Genomic DNA, 18524 nt, shown 5'->3' with positions numbered 1-18524 from the left:
AGACGAGAGGACGAGAAGACGATCGGTGTGCTCCCTTTGACATTCTCCATTTCCGCCATGATGCCATTCCGTTCCGGACGGTGCGGTCGCTTCTCCGCCGTTCTCCCGGCCGCGCTCGCCGCTGTCGCCCTCGCGCTTCCCGCCGCGCACGCGACGGGTCAGCAGGTGCAACAGAACGACGCGGAGTACACGCGTCTCATTCGCGAGACGTTGCGCGATCCGCGCATCACGACCGAGCTCGTCGATCACCTCCCGGCATCGAGCACCGTGCCCACGCCGCTCAAGTTCCATGGGCGCATTGTGGGGCAGCCGGGGGAGCTGACGTACGCCAAGGACATCCAGCGCTACTACGAAGCGTTGGCCAAGGCGTCGCCGCGGGCGCGGTTCTGGACGATCGGCAAGTCGGAAGAGGGGCGCGACATGTTCGTCCTCGCCATTGCCGACGAGGCGACGATCCGCGACCTGGACAAGTACAAGGGATACCTCGCCGCGCTCACCGACCCGCGCCGGACGAGCGACGACCAGGCCAGGCAGGTCATCGCGCAGGCCAAGCCGATCTACTGGCTCACCAGCGGGATGCACTCGCCGGAGACGGGGGGGCCGGAGACGCTGCAGGAGCTGGCGTATCGCCTCATCGTCGAGGAGACGCCGTATGTCCAGACGATTCGCAACAACGTGATCACCTTCATCACGCCGGTCATCGAGGTGGACGGGCGCGAGAAGCAGGTGGATACGTACTACTTCAACAAGAAGCGCCCGGCCGGGAGCGAGCGCCTGCCGCTCATGTACTGGGGGAAGTACGTCGCCCACGACAACAACCGCGACAACATCGGCCAGTTCCTCAAGCTGTCGCAGCACGTGAACACGTTCTTCCTGGAGTGGCACCCGCCCATCATGCACGACCTGCATGAGGCCTCCAACTACCTCTACGCATCGACGGGTACCGGGCCGTACAACGAGGCGATCGACCCGATCACGATCGACGAGTGGTGGCTCCTGGCCAAGACGGAGGTCATGGAGATGACGAAGCGCGGCGTTCCCGGGGTGTGGACGTACGGCTTCTACGACGGGTGGGTCCCCAACTACATGTTCTTTGCCGCGCACGCGCACAACGCGACGGGGCGTTTCTACGAGGTGCAGAGCTACGGTCCCGACACGAGCACGGTGCGCCTGGGGGCCACGCAGACGAGCCGCGAGTGGTTCCGCCCTAACCCGCCGCTGCCGAGCATCAAGTGGGGGCCGCGCAACAACGTGAACATCCAGCAGTCGGCGCTCCTCATCGCGCTCAACCACGTGGCGAAGAACAAGGAGACCTACCTGGAGAACTACTGGCTCAAGAACAAGCGCCAGGTAGACAAGGGGAAGAACGGCCCGGTGTACGCCTGGGTCATCCCGGCGGCGCAGCGTCGCCGCGGCGAGGCGGCCGAGGCGGTCAACGCGCTCCGCATCCAGGGGTTGGAGTTCCACACCGCCAACGCTGCGTTCAAGGCGGGGAACGTCGACGTGCAGGCCGGCGACTACATCATCCGTGCCGACCAGCCGTATCGCATCATCCCCGAGATGTACTTCTCCACGCAGAACTTCGCCCCGGGGAATCCGCGCCCGTACGACGACACCGGGTGGACGTACCAGCTCACGCGCAACTTCAAGGTGTCGGAAGTGACGGACAAGGCGATCCTCACCGCGGCCATGACGCCGGTCAGCGGCGCGGTGAAGCCGGCGGGAGGGATCGACGGGTCGGGGGCGGTGGTCGTGGTGGAGCACACCACCGACAACAACCTGATGAGGTTCCGCTTCGCGAACGCGACGGTGAAGATGCTCGCCGCCGAGGAGGACTTCACGCTCAACGGGAAGTCGTATCGCGCCGGCTCGATCATCATCTCGGGCGCCGACCGCGCAAAGCTCGACGCGTCACTCAAGGAACTCGGCCTTGCCGGCGTCGCGGTGGCGACGGCGCCGACCGTGGCAACGCACGACCTGGACGTGCCGCGCATCGGCTACGTGCACTCCTGGCAGCGCACGCAGGATGAAGGGTGGGTGCGCGCGGCGCTCGACACCTACGGCGTTCCCTACACCTACTTTGCCGACCAGAAGCTCAGGGAAGGCAACCTCCGCGCGAAGTACGACGTCATCGTGTATCCCAACGTGGGCGGGAGCGCGATCCAGCAGGTGAACGGGATCGCCAAGACGTCGGCCTTCCCGCTTCCCTACAAGAAGACAGCTGAAACGCCGAACCTGGGGGCGAACGACCAGTCCGACGACATCCGCGGCGGGATGGGCATCGACGGGCTGGCCGAGCTGGCGAAGTTCGTGCGCGCCGGCGGCACGCTCCTCGTCGAGGGATCGACGTCGACGATCTTCCCCGAGTTCGGGCTCACCAGCGGCATCACCGTCGAGGAGCCGGCGGCGCTCTTCGCGCGCGGCTCGATCATGCGCGGCCTCATTGCCGACAAGAAGAGCCCGATCGCGTACGGCTATGACGGGTCGCAGCTCCCCGTCTACTTCTCGCAGTCGCCGGTGCTGAACGCGGGTGGGGGGGGCGTCCCGCCGGAGTTCGCCGCCTTCCTCGGAGGCGGAGGTGGCCCGAGCCAGAACGTCACGCCGATGGCGACCAAGCTCCGCCTGTCGCCGTACGACCAGGACTCGGCGTCGGCGCGCCCCGCGGCACCGGTCGACGAGGGTGCGAACCTGCGCGCGATGGCGGCGCAGTTCGGGATCAACGTGGATCAGGGGCGCCCGCGCGTCATCATGTCGTTCCCGACCAATCCCAACGACATGCTGCTGTCGGGGACGCTGCAGAACGGCCAGCTCCTCTCCGGCCGCGCGCAGGTTGTCGACGCACCCGTGGGCGACGGCCACGTCGTGATGTTCGCCATTCGTCCATTCTGGCGGTGGCAGACGCAAGGGACCTACTTCCTCGGCTTCAACACCATCCTCAACTGGAACGACCTGAACGCGGGGAAGGCTGCCACCCCTGCACGCCCCACCGTGGCACCGACTCCCTCGCGGTAGATTCGCAACCGCCAGCAGGCGCTCGGAAGATGGGGACGCCCCGGTCACGCAGTTCGTGACTGGGGCGTGCTCGTTGCCGCGTGAATGCGCCCAACGAGTGACGACGAGACGCGCGAGTGGGGCTCTCCGTGAATCGAGTGGTGTGGCGCGAAGCGAACAGGAGCGCCGATTGGCAAGGACGTCAAGGCGGGATTTCCCGGGAGCGCCCACGCTCAACGCGCCGCGTGTTGGCTTCGTAAGTGGCGCTGGGCGATTGACGCCGGATTTTGTATACAGTCCTTGACGCCGTTGCATCCGCGCGCAGAGTTACGCTTCACCCGGTCGTGAGGTCCGTCGTGCCCGGTTCCGACAATTGCGGACGCGTGTTGCACCACACCCGTCGCGCGCGCTCGGCCATTGTTGGCGCGCTCGCGTTGCTTGCTGCGCCGGCGCTCGCGCAGCGCCCTGCGCCCGATGCGGCCGCGGTGGCCGAGGTGCGTGCGAAGTACAGCAAGCGCGAGTTGTACCTCACCATGCGCGACGGGACGCGCCTCTACACCAACATCTACGCCCCGCGCGACACGACGCGCTCGTATCCGGTGCTGCTCATGCGCACGCCGTACAGCATCGCGCCGTATGGCGCCGATGCCTTTCCGGCGATCCTGGGTCCGTGGAAGGCGTTCCAGGATGACGGCTACATCTTCGTGAACCAGGATGTGCGCGGGCGCTACATGTCCGAGGGATACTTCCAGTTCATGACGCCGCACCTCGACAACAAGCGCGGCCCCAAGGATGTCGACGAGTCCACCGACACGTACGACACCATCGACTGGATCGTGAAGAACATTCGAGGGAACAACGGGCGTGTGGGGACGTGGGGGAACTCGGCGCCGGGGTTCTTCGTGGCGTCGGGGATGATCGATGCGCACCCGGCGCACAAGGCGGCCTACCCCTCGGCGCCGATGATCGACTGGTGGTTAGGCGACGACCGCCATCACAATGGTGTCTTCACGCAGGCGCAGACGATCAACTTCCTCGCGTCGTTCGACCAACCGAGGAGTGGACCGACCACGTCGTATCCGGCGCGCCCCGATCCGGGGACGCAGGATGGCTACGCCTTCCACATGTCGCAGGGACCGCTGTCGAACTACAGCGCCGGGTTCTACCAGGGGAGGGTGGCGTTCTACGACTCGATCAGCGCGCATCCCGACTACGACGCGTACTGGCAGCGCCGCGCGATCTGGAAGCACGTGAAGGACATCAAGCCGCGGGTCCTGGTGGTGGGCGGGTGGTACGATGCCGAGGACCGATTCGGCCCCATTCGTCTCAAGCGATCGCTCGATTCGCTGAGCGCGACGACCACCGCGACGTTCGTGATGGGGCCGTGGTCGCACGGGGCGTGGAATCGCGTCGACGGCGACACCTTTGGCCCGTTAGGCTTCGGGAGTCGCACGGGGCAGTTCTTCCGCGACTCGATCGGCTTTCCATTCTTCAGTTGCGCGCTGAAGGACCGGTGCAGTGTGACGCTTCCCAGGGTTGCGGTGTTCAACACCGGGGCGAACGCGTGGCGCACCTACGCGCAGTGGCCGCCGAGTGAGGCGCAGCGGGTGTCGTTCTACCTGCGGGAGAACGGGACGCTCGCGCGCGAGAAGGCGCGCGGGGCCGGTGGTGCGGACCGCTATGTGTCCGATCCGATGAAGCCGGTGCCCTATACGCAGGCGCTCTCCTTTGGCTACTGGCGCGAGTACCCAACGGAGGACCAGCGCTTTGCCTCGCGCCGCCCCGATGTCCTCACGTACGTGACGGAGCCGCTGGAGAAGGACCTCACGGTGGCCGGCCCGGTGGAGGTGACGCTACATGTGGCGAGCACGGGGACCGACGCCGACTTCATCGTGAAGGTCATCGACGTCTATCCGATGAGTGCTCCGTCCCAGCACGCCAGCGGTCCGCGCATGGACGCCTATGAACAGTTGGTCCACGGCAACGTGTTTCGCGCGCGCTGGCGCCGCACCTTTGAGCGACCGCAACCGCTGGTGGCCAATCGCCCCGACTCGATCCGGTACTCGCTCGAGGATGTGATGCACACGTTCAGGAAGGGGCACCGGATGATGGTGCAGGTGCAGAGCACGTGGTTCCCGCTCGTCGATCGCAATCCGCAGACGTACGTCCCCAACATCTACAAGGCCGTGGCGAAGGACTTCACGACGTCGACGCTCACTGTCTATCGCACGGCGGCGCGCGCGTCGGGGATCACGGTGCGGGAGATGCGGTAGCAGAGGACGAGAGGACGAGAGGACGAGAAGACGAGAAGACGAGAACATATGGCTTTCCCCCAAACCTAACGAGCTTCCATGCGGTGTCGCGGGCAGGTGGGTCTCATGTCGCTGGTCCTGGCGCTGGTCCTCGCGCCTTCCTCTACCCTTTCGGCGCAGGGGGCGGGGGCAGGAGGGGCGCCGACGCCGGCCGGCTGGCCGTCGGGGCGAGCCAAGGTGCGCTTTGAGGTGACGATCCCGACGTCGGTTCGCAGCGAGGCGACGACGGGGCGGGTCTTCGTCATCCTGGCGCGCGCCAACCAGCCGGAGCCACGGCTGCAGGTCGGGCGCATCGGGACGCCGATGTTCGGGCATGACATCGTGCAGCTGGCGGCTGGTCGTCCCGCCGTCGTCGACGGGCGTGACCTGGGGCACCCGGTGTGGGACCTGGCCGACGTTCCGGCGGGGACGTACTGGGTGCAGGCGATGGTGAACGTGTACTCCGAGTTCAAGCGCGCCGACGGTAAGGTCGTCTGGATGCACGACGACCAATGGGAAGGGCAGCAGTGGAACCGGTCGCCGGGCAACCTCTACTCGACGCCGCAGCAGGTGGCGATCGATCCGTCGAAGGCGAGCGTGGTGCGCCTGACGGCGGACCAGAAGGTCCCGCCGATCACGATGCCGGCCAACACGGCGTGGGTGGAGCGCTTCCGCTTCGAGTCGCCGTCGCTATCGAAGTTCTGGGGACGCCCGATCTTCATCGGGGCGACGGTCCTCCTGCCCAGGGATTATCACCGGGCGACCATCGCGTACCCCGTGCTCTACGAGCAGGGGCACTTCTCCTCGGGCAACCCGATGCGCTGGGACGAGAACAGCGAACTCGGGAAGGAGTGGATGAAGGACGACTTCCCGCGCGTCCTCGTCGTGACGTTCCAGCACCCCACGCCGTACTTCGACGATTCCTACGTCGTGAACTCGGTCAACAGCGGGCCGTATGGCGACGCGGTGATGCGTGAGCTCATTCCCGAAGTGGAGAAGCGCTATCGCATCATTCGCGAACCGTGGGCGCGCTGGCTGCATGGCGGCTCGACGGGCGGGTGGGAAGCGCTGGCGTTGCAGCTGTACAATCCGGACTTCTTTGGCGGGACATGGGCGTACTGCCCCGATCCGGTCACCTTCAGCGACGTCGAGGGGATCAACGCGTACAAGGACACCAACGCCTTCTACAAGCAGGTCACCGAGTGGCACCGCACCCCCACCATCAACTCACGGGAGATCAACGGCGAGGTGCGGCAAACCTCGCAGCAGCGCAACTGGATGGAACTGGTGAACGGGACGCACGGTCGCTCCGGTCACCAGCTCGACGTGTGGTCGGCCACCTACGGCCCGTTAGGCGAGGACGGCTTCTTCAAGCCGCTGTTCGACAAACGGACGGGGGCCATTGACCGCAGCGTGGCCGAGTACTGGCGCGAGCACTACGACCTCCTGTACTACCTGCAGCGCAACTGGGCGACCGTGGGCCCCAAGCTGGTGGACAAGCTCCACATCTACACCGGCGATGCCGACACGTACTTCCTGGATCGCGCCACGCGGGAGCTGGAGGCGTGGATGAAGACGACGGAGAACCCGCACTACGAAGGCTTCTTCCTCTACGGCGACAACAAGCCCCATTGCTGGAGCGGCCCGGTGTCCCAGTCGCAGCGGCTGAAGGAAATGGCGCAGCACGGCCTGCGGCACATGCCGGCGGGGACGACGACGCCGTGGTGGAAGTACTAATAGGGCGGAAGACGAGAAGACGAGAAGACGAGAAGACGAGAAGACGGGAACAGCCGTCTCAACTCCCCCAAACCGAGGACACATGCGACGACTCGTGTTGTCAGCGTTCGCGTCCCTTGCCCTGTTGGCCGGCACCGCGGCGGCGCAGGGCGGGACGCGACAGATCACAGGGACCGTGATCGAGGAAGGAAGCAACGCACCGATCGCGTCCGCGCAAATCCAGGTACGCGGAACGACCACGGGCGGACTCACGCGCGAAGACGGGACCTTCACGCTCCGCGTGCCCGCGGGTGATGTGACGCTGGTCGTGCGCCGGCTGGGATATCCGCCGGTGACCGCCACCGTTGGCGCCAGCGAGTCGACGGTTCGGATCGTCATGCGCAAGGACGCGCTCAAGCTCGACCAGGTGGTCATCACGGGCCAGGCCACGGGGATCTCGCGCCGCAACCTTCCCAACTCGGTCGCCTCCGTGAGCGCCGAGCAGGTGGCCAAGGTCTCCGCCCCCGCGATCGACCAGGCGCTGCAAGGCAAGGTCGCCGGCGCCCAGATCTCCACCAGCACCGGTGCACCTGGCGGCGGCAACCGCGTCCGCATCCGCGGCATCTCGTCGATCCTGGGGAGCGCGCAGCCGCTCTACGTCATCGACGGCGTGATCACCTCCGACGTGTCGATCGGGCAGGGGACCAACCTCGTCACGCGGGCCGCCGGTTCGGTGATCTCCGACGTCTCGCAGGAAGCGCCCGTCAACCGCATCTCCGACATCAATCCCAACGACATCGAGTCGATCGATATCCTCAAGGGATCGGCGGCGGCCGCGATCTACGGCTCCAAGGCGTCGGGTGGCGTCATCATCATCACGACCAAACGCGGCGCTGCCGGCCGCCCGCAGTTCAACCTGCGCACCGGACTCGGCACGGCCGAACTCGCCTATCGCAACGGGCAGCGCAAGTTCAAGTCGCTCGCCGATGCAACCACAGCCTTCGGCCCGCTGGCCGCGACGTATTACGACGCCAACCGCTTCATCGACTATGAAGAGCTGGCCTACAACGCCGTTCAGCCGGAGAACCGCGAAGCGTCGCTCTCCGTGAGCGGTGGCTCCCAGGACACGCGCTACTTCGCCTCCGGCAACTTCCGCAAGGAAGACGGGATCGTGAAGCGCACCTACTCGCAGAAGTCGGGTATCCGGCTCAACCTGGACCAGCGCCTCGGCGATCGCGTCGAGCTGCAGGTGGGGAGCGAGGTGCTGCGCACGCTGGGTGACCGCGGGCTGTTCGGCAACGACAACGCGGGCAACTCGATCGCGTACACGCTCACCAAGATCCCGTCGTTCCTCGACCTGCGACAGAACCCGGACGGTTCGTACCCCGTCAATCCGTTCTACAACTCCAACCCGCTGCAGACGATCGACCTGATCAAGAACGAGGAAGGGGTGTGGCGGAACATCTCCACGGCGCGCCTCACGGTCGACCTGTTCGCGACCAACAAGCAGGAGCTGCGCTTCGTTGGCTTTGGCGGCGCCGATGTGCTCAACCAGAAGAACGTCGTGTACTCGCCGCCGGTGCTGCAGTACGAGCCGCTCGACGGGCTCCCGGGAACCGCGACCGTCGGCTACGCCAACAACGTGCAGTCGAACCTGAACCTGAACCTCGTGCATGTCTGGCGCCCCATCCCGCGCTGGTCGGCGACGACGCAGCTGGGAACGCAGTACGAACGCCGCACCTTCAGCGAATCGCGGTCGTCGGGGCAGAACCTCCTGGGCGGCCTCGAGGTCGTGACGGCGGGGACGGTGCGCGACCTCACGGAGAACCGCGTCCTCACCGACGACTTCGGCGTCTTTGGCCAGACCGAACTCCTGTACAACGATCGCCTCTTCCTCACCTTCGGCGGTCGCGCCGATCGCAGTTCCAACAACGGCGACATCGGGAAGTTCTACTTCTTCCCCAAGGCCTCGGCGTCGTACCGGCTGCCGCAGCTCATGCCGGGCAAGGTCGATGAACTCAAGTTCCGCGTGGCCTATGGCGAGACCGGCAACCAGCCGCTCTATGGACAGAAGTTCACCGGGCTTGCGTCGTCCAACATTGGCGGGCTGGGGGCGTTCCGCATCGGGACCGGCGTTGGTTCGTCGGAGATTCGCCCCGAGCGGCAGCGCGAACTCGAAGCCGGCATCGACGCCACGCTCTTCAAGAACCGCGGGACGTTCGAGATCACCGGCTTCCAGCGCAACATCTCGGACCTTCTCATCACGCGCACGCTCCCGCCCACGTCGGGGTACTCGTCGGAAATCTCCAACGGTGCGGAGATGAAGGTGTGGGGGGCCGAAGTGGCGGCGTCGCTGGTCCCGATCCAGCGCGGCTCGCTGACGTGGAACACGCGCGTCAACTGGGGGATGAACCGCAGCGAGATCACCAACCTCCCGGTGCCGGCCTTCTTGTTAGGCACCTTCCAGGTGGGGGCGGTGCGCATCGAGGAGGGGAAGTCGGCCACGCAGCTCATCGGCAACGACACGCTCCCGCAGTCGCCACGCACGCTGTACCCCAACGGCGTCCTGATGGGCGACGGCAATCCCGACTGGACCGGCGGCTGGTCGAACGAGGTGCGCTGGCATCGCTTCTCCGCCTTCGCGCTCCTCGACCGCCAGCAAGGAGGAATGCTCGCCAACGGGACGTGGCGTCACTACGACCTGGGGCAGAACTCGCGCGACTTCGACGATCCGGGACCCGGGGGGCAGAAGCTGGGCAACTTCCGGCGGAGCACGTACCTGGTCGTGACGCGCATCTACTACCAGGATGCTTCGTACACCAAGCTTCGCGAGGTCACGTTAGGCTACGATGTTCCGTCGGCCTGGGTGCAGCGCCTGTGGAGCCGCGCCCAGAGCGCGCGCATTCAGCTATCCGGGCGCAACCTGTACTGGTGGACCAACTTCCGCGGCGGTGACCCGGAGGCGCAGAACTTCGGCGCCGGCAACGTCCCCGGGTCGGTCCAGCGCAATCGCGAGCTGGCCGCCTACCCGGCCGCCCGCACGTACTGGCTCAACTTCAACGTGGAGTTCTGACCCATGCGCACACGACACACGACCGCCCTTCGGCGGATGACGGTGGCGGCGCTCGTCGGCGCGGCCACGCTGCTCGGTGCGTGCCAGGAAGTGACGGTTCCCAACTTCAATGCGCCCAACGTCGACGGCTTGCTCAACAACCCCGATGCCGGGACGGTGAACACCGCGGTGATCGGGCTCCTGGTGGGCGCGCGCGGCGGCGTCGGCACCTTCTCGCAGACGTTAGGCATCTTCGGGCGCGAGATGTACAACCTGGACCAGGCGGAGCCGCGCAACTTCCTCGCCTTCCTCGTCGAGCCGCTCACGCCGGGCGGCTTCGGCGTCGACCTGGGGTGGACCAATACCTACCGCCAGGTGCTACAGGCCGAGACGATCCTCGGCGCCGTGGACAAGGTGGCGAACTATTCCACCGCGCAGAAGGAAGGGGTGAAGGGATTCACCAAGACCTTCGAGGCGATGGCGTTCATGGAACAGCTGCGCGTGCGCGACACCTTCGGCATCGTCCTCACGGTCGACCCGACGGCGAAGCAGCTCGGCGATTTCGTGACGAAGGATGCGGGCTACGCCAGGGCCGCTGCCTTGCTGGACGAGGCGAAGACCCACCTGAACGCGGCGGGAACTTCCTTCGCCTTCACGCTCACGAGCGGCTTCACCGGCTTCAACACACCGGCCACCTTCCTCAGGTTCAACCGGGCCATCAAGGCGCGACTCGAGATCGACCGCGGGAAGTGGCAGGACGCGCTCACCGCACTCGACGAATCGTTCATCGCCACGACGCCGGCCACCGCGGCGACGCTGGCCACTGGCGTGTATCACGTGTACTCGACCGCCTCCGGCGATGCGACGAATCCGATGTTCGATCCGTCGCCGCGCGCGCTGGTGGCGCATCCGTCGTTCCTGCTCGATGCGCAGCGGCGTGCCGACAACTCGCCCGACCTGCGCACCGCGAAGGTCGCCATCAGCACCGTGACGCTGACCAGCCAGGGCGTGTCGTCCAACCAGCGACTGAACCTCGCGGCCACGAACGCGGCGTCGGTGTCGGTCATCCGCAACGAGGAGCTGATCCTCATGCGCGCCGAGGCGAACGCGAACCTCGGCAACCGCGCGGCGGCGATCGCCGACCTCAATGTGGTGCGCACCGTGGCCGGCGGGTTGGCGGCGCTCGAGCCGAACTACGCGGGGAGCCTGATCGACGAGGTGCTGTACAACCGTCGTTACTCGCTGTATGGCGAGTACGGCAATCGCTGGTTCGACATGCGGCGCTACGGGCGGCTGGCGCAGCTGCCGAAGTTCCTCTCGACGCACCGCGTCTACCAGATCGTGCCGCTCCCGGCCGACGAGTGCAACCAGCGCTCGCCGCAGCCCAAGGGGTGCACGCAGGTAAGCGGGATATGACCTGAGCAGCGACCGGTTCTAGTCGTGCAACGCGCGGCGCTCCTCACGGGGCGTCGCGCGTTGGTGCGTTGGGGGAGAGGGGGCGACGGGAGGGGGTGACTGTTGCCAAGGCGCCGTGCGGGGGAGTTGCTTTCACGCATGCCTGAGCCCAGTCGTCTTCCACTCGTGACGCGCGTCACGCGACTCCTCCCCGGCCTCGCGCTCACCGTCGGGTTGGCGGCGGCGGGCGGGGTGCTGTCGGCGTGGCTGCATCCGATCGTTGGGCGCGCGGCGCCGGACGCGATCGTCCTCGCGCTGGTGGGCGGCATCGCGCTGCGTGCGGTGCGGGAGCCAGGTACGGTGTTCGAGCCAGGTGTTCTCTTCAGCGCCAGGGAGGTGCTGGAGTGGGCCATCGTCCTGCTGGGGCTCTCCACCGACCTGCGCGCCTTCGCCAGCACGGGGGCGCCGCTGCTGGCGGGGATCGTCGGGACCGTCGTCGTGGCGCTGGCGGGCGGGTTCCTGGTGGGACGCGCGGTGGGGCTCTCGCACGCGCATGCGCTGCTCGTCGCCAGCGGCAACGCGATCTGCGGCAACTCGGCGATCGTCGCCGTGGCCGCCGTGAACGGCGCCACGCGGGAGGAAGTGGCCTCGTCCATCGCGTACACCGCGGTGTTCGGGGTGGCGGTCGTGCTGGCGTTGCCGCTGCTGTCGCCGCTCTTGCAGCTGACCGACCTGCAGTATGGGATCGTGACCGGCCTGTCCGTCTACGCCGTGCCGCAGGTGCTGGCCGCGGCGTATCCCGTGAGCGTGGCGGCGGGACAGACGGGGATGCTCGTGAAGCTTGCGCGCGTGCTCCTGCTGGGCCCCGTGGTCCTCGGTGTCGCCATGTGGGAGCGACGTCGCGGGCTGCGCACGAGTGCAGCGGCGGGGGGCGCCACGTACCTCCCGTGGTTTGTCGTCGGCTTCGTGCTGGCGGCGGTGGTGCAGACCACTGGCGTGGTGCCGGCCGGGCTGACCGCTGTGGCCAAGTCGGTCTCGCATTGGGCGACGATCGTCTCGATGGCGGCGCTGGGGCTGGCCGTCGATGTCCGCGCCATTCGCCGCGTGGGTGGTCGCGTCGCGATCGCCGTCACGGCGTCGCTGGTGATGCTGCTCGTGCTCAGCATCGGGCTCGCGGTGGCGGTCGCGCCCCACGCGCGGACGTAGCTAGCGCCGAGGGGCGCGTCGCCGTCCAGCGGCGCGGGAACCTGTGGGGCGGGTCGAGGATTGACGGTGACAGTACATAACTATATGGTTATGTAGCCTCGCGGCGCAGGTGCGCCGCCGGACCACACCGCCCACCCCTCGTACCGCATGCGATTTCCCTTGTTGGCCTGGCTCGCCGCCGCCGCGTTCTGGGCGGGGCCCGCGCGAGCCCAGGACGCCGCCGCCGCCGCCCAGCGACTCACGCTCGGCGATGCCCTGGACCGCGGCGATGCCCACGCCTACGCCAATCGCGCCCAGGGGGCGATGGCCAGCGCACAGCGTGCGCAGTCGCTGGCGCCGCTCAAGGGCGTGCTGCCCAGCCTTCGTTTCGACGCGGGCTTTGTCCGCACCACCGATCCCATCGGCGCCTTCGGCACCTTGCTGCGCCAACGCACCATCACGCAGCAGGACTTCGATCCGCGGCGCCTCAACTACCCCGCGCCCGCCAACAACTACCTGGGGGCGATGGTCCTCGAACAACCGCTCTTCAACGCCGACGCCCTCGTCGGGCGACGAGCGGCCACACGCGCCGGCGATGCCGCGCGCGCAACGGCCGACTGGACCGCAGTCACCACGCGCGTTGACGTGATTCGCGCCTTCTATGGTGCCGTCCTGGCGCGGGAGAAGGTCGTGACGCTCGAGGCCGCGGTGCGCGCCGCGACGGCGCACGTGCGGCAGGCCGAGCAGATGGCGAAGAATGGCCTCGTCACTCCCTCCGATGCGATGCTGGCGTCGGTCAAGGCGGGCGAGGTCGAGACGATGCTGGTCGAGGCCACGGGCGACGCGCTCAACGCGCGCCTCGGGCTGGCCACGCTGCTCGGGATGCCTGACGACACCGTGGGGCAGCTCCCTGGCGGGATGCCGTCGAGCGATGCGGTACGGGCGCTGGCGCGGGAGGCACTCGACGCCACGCCACGCGAGGTGCGCGCCGACGTCGACGCGGCGCGCGCCGGGGCAGAGGCGGCGGAGTCGGATGCGTTGCGTGCGCGCTCGCTCTACCTCCCGCGCCTCAACGGCTTTGCGCGCTACGACTGGAACTCCGCGCTGCGCCCCTATGGCGGTGACAACAACTGGACAGTGGGGGTGATGGCCTCGTGGTCGCCCTTTGCCGGCGCCTCCGAGCTTGGTGAGGTGCGCGCGACTGCCGGGCGGCGCGAGGCGGCGCAGGCCATGCGCGAGGGCGCCGTTGCCAAGGCTCGGCTCGAGATCGAGGCGAGTGCGACCACGTTGCGCACCGCGCTGGCGCGACTCGACATCGCGGAGCGCGGGGTGAAGCAGGCCGTGGACGCGCACCGCATCGTCGGGCGCAAGTACGCAGGCGGGCTGGCCCCGGTGGTGGAACTGCTCGACGCGGCGGCGATCGAGACACAGGCGCGCATGGCACATGCCGGCGCGCGTTACACGCTCATCGTGGCCACGGCCGAGCGGCGCAAGGCGCTGGGGCTCGACCCCGGGGCGCTGCGTGCCCTGGACGGCGCGCCGCAGGTTGCACGCAATGACCAATAATCGACAGCCAACCGGTTTCCGGAGATTCGAGATGCAGGGACAGCAGACGACCGCGCTGGCCATCGTGACGGCGACGCTTGCGTTGACGCTGGCGGCGTGCGGGGGACCGCGCGAGCATGCGGCCGTTCGCGAGGCGGAGGCCGCGCAGCCCGCGGGCACGGCCTACGTGCTGCGCGACACCACCATCGCGGCGACGCAGGAAGCGACCGCGATCGCCGAGCCGTTCGCGCAGGCGACGCTGAGCACCAAGCTCATGGCGACGGTCACCGCGGTCCTCGTGAAGGAAGGGGATGCGGTGCGCGCCGGCCAGCCGCTGGTGCGCATCGACGCGCGCGACCTCGACGCGAAGCGCCGGCAGGTGCAAGCAGGGATAGCCGGCGCCGAGGCGATGTATCGCGAGGCGGAGCTGATGGCGAACCGGATGCGGGCGCTGTATGCCGACAGCGCCGCCCCCAAGGCCCAACTCGACGCAGCCGAGGCGGGGCTGGCGCGGGCGCAGGCCGGAGTGGGCGCGGCGCGCGCCGGTGAGTCGGAGATCGATGCCGTGGCGGGCTACTCCGTGGTACGCGCCCCGTTCGCGGGAACGGTGACCCAGCGTTTTGTCGATCCCGGCGCGTTCGCCGCGCCGGGCGCGCCGCTGGTCACGGTGCAGGACAATCGCTCGTTGCGCATCGCCGCGACGGTATCGCCGGCGGTTGCGGCGAAGGTCGCGCGCGGTGCCCGTGTGGCGGTGACGGTGGAAGGCGTTGCGGCGACGGCGACGGTGGAGGGGGTCGTCCCGGCGGCCGGGGGGAGCCTCTACACCGTGAATGCAGTCGTCGCCAATCGTGACGGCTCGCTGCTGAGCGGCGGCGCGGCGCGCCTCATGGTTGGCGCCGGGACTCGTCAGGCGCTCCTCGTCCCCAGCGGCGCGCTGCGTCGCGAGGGCGACCTCGTGGGGGTGACGGTCACGAGCGGCGGCGCGACGACGACGCGCTGGATCCGGACCGGGGCGATGGTGGGCGACCGCGTCGAGGTCCTGGCCGGGTTGGCCGCGGGCGACACGGTGCGCGTGCCTAACGGCTCGACGAGGGAGTAACCGATGGGTATCTCCGGTCGCATCGCGAAGGCGTTCCTGCAGTCCAAGCTCACGCCGCTGGTGACGGTGGCGTCGCTGATCGTCGGGCTGCTGGGGATGCTGGCCACACCACGGGAGGAGGAGCCGCAGATCTCCGTCCCGATGATCGACGTGATCGCCGCCCTGCCGGGAGCGGGGGCGCGCGAGGTCGAGAACCTGGTTGCCCGACCCATCGAGCGACGCATGTGGGAGATTCCCGGCGTCGACCATGTCTACACCATGGCGGGTGAGGGATACACGATGGTCACCGTCCGCTTCAAGGTGGGCGAGGACCAGGAGCGCAGCATCACCAGGGTGCAGGCCAAGCTGGCGTCGGCGATGGACCAGGCGCCGCCCGGGGCCATGCCGCCGCTGGTGAAGCCACACTCCATCGACGACGTCCCGGTCATGACGCTGACGCTGTCGTCGAGGCACTACGACTCCAACGCGCTGCGGCAGCTCGCCACGCACCTCGAGGACGAGATCCGCACGGTCACCGACGTCTCGGAGACGCAGGTGATCGGGGGGGCGCCGAAGCAGGTGCGCGTGACGATCGATCCGGCCCGCCTGGCGGCGCGCGGCGTCACGCCGGGTGAAGTCGCCATGGCGTTGCGCGGGGCAAACGCGCGATTGCAGGCCGGGGAGTTTGCCGCGGCAAACACGGTGTACCGGGTGGATGTGGGCGCCCCGCTGGCGACGGCGGGCGACGTCGGCAGCGTCGTGATCAGCGCGCGCGGCGGTGCGCCGGTCATGCTGCGCGACGTGGCGGCGGTGAGCGAGGAGTATGGCGAGGTCGAGAGCTACGTCTCGCACGCTGCCTCCGGTGGCACGGTGGAGCAGGCGGTGACGATCAGCGTGGCCAAGCGAAAGGGGGCCAACGCGACGGTCGTGACGACGGCGGTGGAAGGGCGGGTGGAGGCGGCACGCGGGCGCCTCCTCCCCGCCGACGTCACGCTCGATGTCACGCGCGACTACGGCGAGACGGCGGGGGAAAAGGCGCAGGAACTCATCCTGCACCTCCTCATCGCCACGCTCTCGGTCACCCTCCTGGTCGGCCTCTTCCTCGGCTGGCGCGAGGCGCTCGTGGTGCTCGTCGCGGTTCCGGTCACGCTCGCGCTCACTCTGTTCACCTACTACGCGTTAGGCTACACGCTCAACCGCATCACGCTGTTCGCGCTCATCTTCTCCATCGGCATCCTGGTGGACGACGCGATCGTGGTGGTGGAGAACATCTACCGTCACATGGTGCGCGGTGACCGCACGCCGGAAGTCGCGGCGGTGGAGGGGGTCGACGAAGTCGGGAACCCGACGATCCTTGCCACGCTCACCGTCATTGCGGCCATCCTCCCCATGGCCTTCGTCTCCGGGATGATGGGGCCGTACATGCGCCCCATCCCGGTGGGCGCCTCGGTGGCGATGATCGCCTCGCTCGCGGTGGCGTTCATCGTGACGCCGTGGATCGCGCTCAAGCTGTTGCGCGGGCACGTGACGCAGCACGTGACCTCGATGGATCGCGCGCACGAGCCCGAGGAAGCCGGGAAGTTCGGCGCCTTCTACGCGAAGCTCATGACGCCGCTCATCGAGCGGCGCGCTCGGCGCTACGCCTTCTACGGCGCGACGGTATTGCTGCTCTTCGCCTCGATGGGGCTCCTCGCGGTGAAGGCGGTGCAGGTGAAGATGCTGCCCTTCGACAACAAGAGCGAGTTCCAGGTCATTGCCGACCTCCCCGAGGGGGCGACGCTGGAGACGAGCCAGGCGCTGGGTGAATCGATGGCGGCGTACCTTCGCACCGTCCCCGAGGTCAAGAGCACCGAGGTCTACGCGGGGACAGCAGCACCGTTCAACTTCAACGGGCTGGTGCGGCACTACTTCATGCGGCGCGGCGCCAACGTCGTTGACGTGCAGGTCAACCTGCTGGGCAAGGATGAGCGCGACCGCCAGTCGCACGACATCGCCGTGGCCGTGCGTCCGCACCTGGATGCCATCGCGCGTCGCTTCGACGCCTCGGTGAAGGTGGCCGAGATCCCGCCGGGGCCGCCGGTGATGTCGACGCTGGTGGCGGAGATCTACGGCCCCAACGACAGTGTGCGTGTCGCGGCGGCCTCGGAGGTCCGGAAGATCTTCGAGACCACGCCGGGGGTCGTGGACGTGGACTGGACCATCGAGGCGCCGCAGGTGAAGCAGGCCTTCCGCGTGGATCGCGTGCTGGCGGCGCGCAGCGGGGCCAGCGTGGAGCAGATCACGCAGACGCTCTACCTGGCGCTCTCCGGCGCCCCGGTGGGCATCGCGCCTAACGCCGAGTCGCGCGAAGGGACGGCGATCGTCCCGCGGCTGACGCTCACCGATCGTTCATCGGTGCAGGCGCTGCTGGCCATTCCCGTGGCCACGATGCTGGGGCCGCAGCCTCTGGGGCGCTTCGTGACCGTCGACTCCACCAGCCGCGAGGGGGTGCGCGTTCGGCGCAACCTGCGCGCGGTCATCTACGTCACGGGTGATGTCGCCGGCTCGATCGAGTCGCCCGTGTACGCCATCCTGGCCATGAACGAGAAGCTCGACCAGCTTCGCATCAACGGCGCCGAGATCGCGCGCTACAACGCCGTGCAGCCGGAGCAGGTCAACGAGCTGGCGCTGAAGTGGGACGGCGAGTGGCAGGTGACGATCGAGGTCTTCCGCGACCTCGGGATCGCCTTCGCCGCGGTGCTGATCCTGATCTATGTCCTGGTCGTCGGATGGTTCCAGTCGTTCAGCACACCGCTCGTGATCATGGCCCCCATTCCGCTCACGCTCATCGGGATCCTCCCCGGGCACGCGATGACGGGGGCGTTCTTCACGGCGACATCGATGATCGGGATGATCGCACTGGCGGGGATCATCGTGCGCAACTCGATCCTGCTGGTGGACTTCATCGAGCTCGCCGAGGCACGCGGGCGCACATTGCGCGAGGCGGTGATCGAGGCGGGGAGCGTGCGATTCCGCCCCATCGCGCTCACGGCGGCGGCCGTCGTCATTGGCGGGTTGGTGATGGTGCTCGATCCGATCTTCCAGGGGTTGGCGGTGGCGCTGATGTCGGGCGCGATCGTCGCCACATTGCTCACGATGGTGGTGGTGCCGCTCCTCTACTGGGAGCTGATGCACCGCCGTGCTGCCGACTACACGAAGAATGCGATGGAGGGGGAGCGTCTCCACGTCGCAGTGACCCCAATGGAACGACACCTCTGACCAAGAGAGACGA

Annotated in this window: 9 protein-coding genes; all 9 read left to right on the top strand. The window is 67.9% G+C overall.

What is annotated here, in order from left to right:
• The first annotated feature begins 60 nt into the window (after positions 1-60).
• The 9 genes from IT359_07425 to IT359_07385 all read left to right on the top strand — a co-directional run bounded on the left by IT359_07425 (position 61) and on the right by IT359_07385 (position 18511).
• The gene (locus tag IT359_07425; GenBank protein ID MCC6928806.1) at positions 61-3012 is read left to right on the top strand and encodes a hypothetical protein; all 2952 of its coding nucleotides are present in this window, start codon (positions 61-63) and stop codon (positions 3010-3012) included.
• 335 nt (positions 3013-3347) lie between these two features.
• A complete protein-coding gene (locus tag IT359_07420; protein MCC6928805.1) occupies positions 3348-5264 on the top strand; it encodes a CocE/NonD family hydrolase in 1917 nt (638 codons plus the stop codon).
• A gap of 105 nt (positions 5265-5369) precedes the next feature.
• Positions 5370-7019: a hypothetical protein gene (locus IT359_07415; GenBank protein MCC6928804.1), complete on the top strand. Its 1650-nt coding sequence runs from the start codon at positions 5370-5372 to the stop codon at positions 7017-7019.
• Positions 7020-7101: 82 nt separating this feature from the next.
• On the top strand, positions 7102-10071 hold the full coding sequence (locus IT359_07410; protein ID MCC6928803.1) for a SusC/RagA family TonB-linked outer membrane protein: 2970 nt from the start codon (positions 7102-7104) through the stop codon (positions 10069-10071).
• 3 nt (positions 10072-10074) lie between these two features.
• Entirely contained in the window at positions 10075-11466 is a 1392-nt protein-coding gene (locus IT359_07405) for a RagB/SusD family nutrient uptake outer membrane protein (protein MCC6928802.1), read from the top strand.
• Between the two features lie 138 nt (positions 11467-11604).
• On the top strand, positions 11605-12651 hold the full coding sequence (locus tag IT359_07400; GenBank protein MCC6928801.1) for a putative sulfate exporter family transporter: 1047 nt from the start codon (positions 11605-11607) through the stop codon (positions 12649-12651).
• 147 nt (positions 12652-12798) lie between these two features.
• Positions 12799-14196: a TolC family protein gene (locus IT359_07395; GenBank protein ID MCC6928800.1), complete on the top strand. Its 1398-nt coding sequence runs from the start codon at positions 12799-12801 to the stop codon at positions 14194-14196.
• Positions 14186-15274, top strand: coding sequence for an efflux RND transporter periplasmic adaptor subunit (locus IT359_07390; protein ID MCC6928799.1), 1089 nt, complete (start codon positions 14186-14188; stop codon positions 15272-15274). Before IT359_07395 ends, IT359_07390 begins: the two co-directional genes overlap by 11 nt.
• Before the next feature lie 3 nt (positions 15275-15277).
• A complete protein-coding gene (locus IT359_07385) occupies positions 15278-18511 on the top strand; it encodes an efflux RND transporter permease subunit (GenBank protein MCC6928798.1) in 3234 nt (1077 codons plus the stop codon).
• The last annotated feature ends 13 nt before the right edge of the window (positions 18512-18524 follow it).

The organism is Gemmatimonadaceae bacterium, from assembly GCA_020852815.1.
Taxonomy (GTDB): Bacteria; Gemmatimonadota; Gemmatimonadetes; order Gemmatimonadales; family Gemmatimonadaceae; genus SCN-70-22.
This window is presented reverse-complemented; position numbering and strand designations above follow the sequence as displayed.

Bases quoted from the DNA above. Each gene is read 5' to 3' on its own strand.
- IT359_07425 (MCC6928806.1), top strand. From the start codon at position 61: ATGCCATTCCGTTCCGGACGGTGCGGTCGCTTCTCCGCCGTTCTCCCG.
- IT359_07415 (MCC6928804.1), top strand. From the start codon at position 5,370: ATGTCGCTGGTCCTGGCGCTGGTCCTCGCGCCTTCCTCTACCCTTTCG.
- IT359_07410 (MCC6928803.1), top strand. From the start codon at position 7,102: ATGCGACGACTCGTGTTGTCAGCGTTCGCGTCCCTTGCCCTGTTGGCC.
- IT359_07405 (MCC6928802.1), top strand. From the start codon at position 10,075: ATGCGCACACGACACACGACCGCCCTTCGGCGGATGACGGTGGCGGCG.
- IT359_07400 (MCC6928801.1), top strand. From the start codon at position 11,605: ATGCCTGAGCCCAGTCGTCTTCCACTCGTGACGCGCGTCACGCGACTC.
- IT359_07395 (MCC6928800.1), top strand. From the start codon at position 12,799: ATGCGATTTCCCTTGTTGGCCTGGCTCGCCGCCGCCGCGTTCTGGGCG.
- IT359_07390 (MCC6928799.1), top strand. From the start codon at position 14,186: ATGACCAATAATCGACAGCCAACCGGTTTCCGGAGATTCGAGATGCAG.
- IT359_07385 (MCC6928798.1), top strand. From the start codon at position 15,278: ATGGGTATCTCCGGTCGCATCGCGAAGGCGTTCCTGCAGTCCAAGCTC.